Source organism: Sphingomonas sp. CCH9-F2 (assembly GCF_001556735.1).
In the GTDB taxonomy this organism is placed as follows: Bacteria; Pseudomonadota; Alphaproteobacteria; order Sphingomonadales; family Sphingomonadaceae; genus Sphingomonas; species Sphingomonas ginsenosidimutans.
The window spans coordinates 1-2028 of sequence record NZ_LSJO01000638.1 but is presented as its reverse complement, the minus strand read 5'-3'; the positions used below and the strand labels follow the sequence as shown (position 1 = coordinate 2028).

Here is a 2028-nt window from a genome sequence, read left to right as displayed (position 1 = left end):
TGCCTCCGCGATGCGCGCAGCGACACGCAGCCGGCGGCCGAGCGGTGTGTCGCTGCCCAGCGGCTCGCACCAGCGCAGCGGCAGTCGTGGGCGCGCGATCGCCCCCTCCGGCCAGGCGCGCGCGTAACGGCGCAGCAGCGCTGGCGTGGGTGCGATCCCGGCGTGACGCAGGAAGGCGCGTCCCTCTGCCAACAACGCGCGGCGGCCCGCCGGCTCGCGCGCCAGCCGTTCCCCCATCGGACGGACGGCAACGCCCAGCGCGGCAAGATCGGCGGCGCTGTCGATCGGTTCGGTCCCCGCCAGCCCCAATACGCGCTCGCGATCGACGGTGGGGATCAGCGGCAGGCGCGCGGTCATGTCGCAGGCGAACAGTGCCAGCGACAGCGGAACCGGGATGATCGGCAGTCGCCGCCCGCGATACTGGCGTGCCAGCAAGCGCAGCACGTCGCCGAAGGCCACCTGCTGCGGCCCCGCGAGCGCGCGCACGCCCCCCGCCTGCCCGTCTGCCGCGGCAAGGATGCCGTCGACCACCTCGTTGAGGTGGATCGACTGAACCGTGCGGTGCGGCTCGATCATCGGTAGCAGCGGCAGAGTCGCCAGCTTCGCGAGCAGGCCGTACATCGCGGTCAGCGTGCCGCCATAGACCAGCCCGACCCGCAGGCTGGCGGCATCGCCGATCCGCTGTTCGGTCGCCCATTTGAGGCGGCCGTAGCGGTTGAGCGCGTGCTCGCGCGCGCTTTGCGAGGAGATGAAGACGCGGGTGGTGATGCCGGCCGTGCGGGCACCATCGAACAGCCGCGCGGTGGCGGCGATGCTATCCTGCGCGCTGGCCTGCCAGTCGTGTGCGAGGTGGACGAGCGCGGCGTGCTGCCCGGGGATGTGCGCCGGAAAGCGATCGCCGAGCGCCCAGGTGACATGGTGCGTGCCGACCGGGCCGGGGCGACGACCAAGCAGCGTTACCGTCCTGCCCTCGCGCAGCGCGCGTGCGACCAGCGCGGCGCCGATATAGCCGGTGCCGCCGGTGACGATCAGGTGCGCGGCGCGCGTCATCGCCTCACTCTACCGGAAAGGCGGCGCGCAGCCGCGCCTGCTGCGCACGCACGCTGCCGGGGCGAAGGTCGAGCACGCCGAGCAGGAAGCCCGACAGCCCCAGCTGCACCGCGACGACGATCGCGCTCATCGACAGCAGCATGATGCGCAAAAGCTTGCCGTCGGCGATCGCGCCGAAATGCGCATCGGCCCACACGCCCGTGGCATAGGCGATCCCGCCGACACCGGCCGCCAGCAGCACCGCGGCGGCCTGGAGGATGCGTTCCATGCTGACCGCGTCGAGCAGATGTTGCGCGCGGCGGTGCGCCGGCAACAACTGGTGCATCGCGGCAAAGCGGCGTGCGATCACGCCGTGCACGATCGCCTGCACCCCGACCACGATCGCCATGCAGCCGACCAGGAAGGCGCGGATGTCGAGCGAGACGCCGTCCCACAGCGACAATTGCCCCGGAAGCAGCGCGGCGACCAGCGCCATCCCGGCGATCATCAGCGCCGCGCCCGGATAGCCGAACGACCAGCGCGGCGAATGCAGCATCAGGAAGCGCAGGTGCCGCCAGCCGTCGCGCCAGGTGCGCAGGTGCGGCGGGCGGCTGCGCCCGTCCTTGGCCAGCACCGTCGGCACCTCGCGGATGTCGAGATGCGCGAGCGAGGCGGACACGACCATCTCGCTGGCGAATTCCATGCCCGTCGTGCGCAGGTCGAGGTCGATGATCGACTGGCGATCGAACCCGCGCAGCCCGCAGTGAAAATCGCCGACCGGGATGCGGAAGAACAGCCGCCCGATCGCCGACAGCACGGGATTGCCGAGATAGCGATGCAGCAACGGCATCGCGCCGGGCAGGATTCCGCCCTTGAACCGGTTGCCCATCACCAGCTGTCCGCCATCGCGCAATGCCGCGACAAAGGCGGAAAGGTCGCTGAAGTCGTAGCTGTCGTCGGCATCGCCCATGATGACGTAGCGCCCGCGCGCGGCGTGGA

At 71.3% G+C, this 2028-nt stretch carries 2 protein-coding genes; both read right to left on the bottom strand.

Annotated elements, in window-relative coordinates; all coding sequences use genetic code 11:
- On the bottom strand, positions 1–1050 hold a 1050-nt coding region (locus AX685_RS17955), incomplete at its 3' end, for an NAD-dependent epimerase/dehydratase family protein (protein WP_066491098.1).
- Between the two features lie 4 nt (positions 1051–1054).
- A partial coding sequence (locus AX685_RS17950; protein WP_066491094.1) for a glycosyltransferase family 2 protein occupies positions 1055–2028 on the bottom strand: 974 nt, incomplete at its 5' end.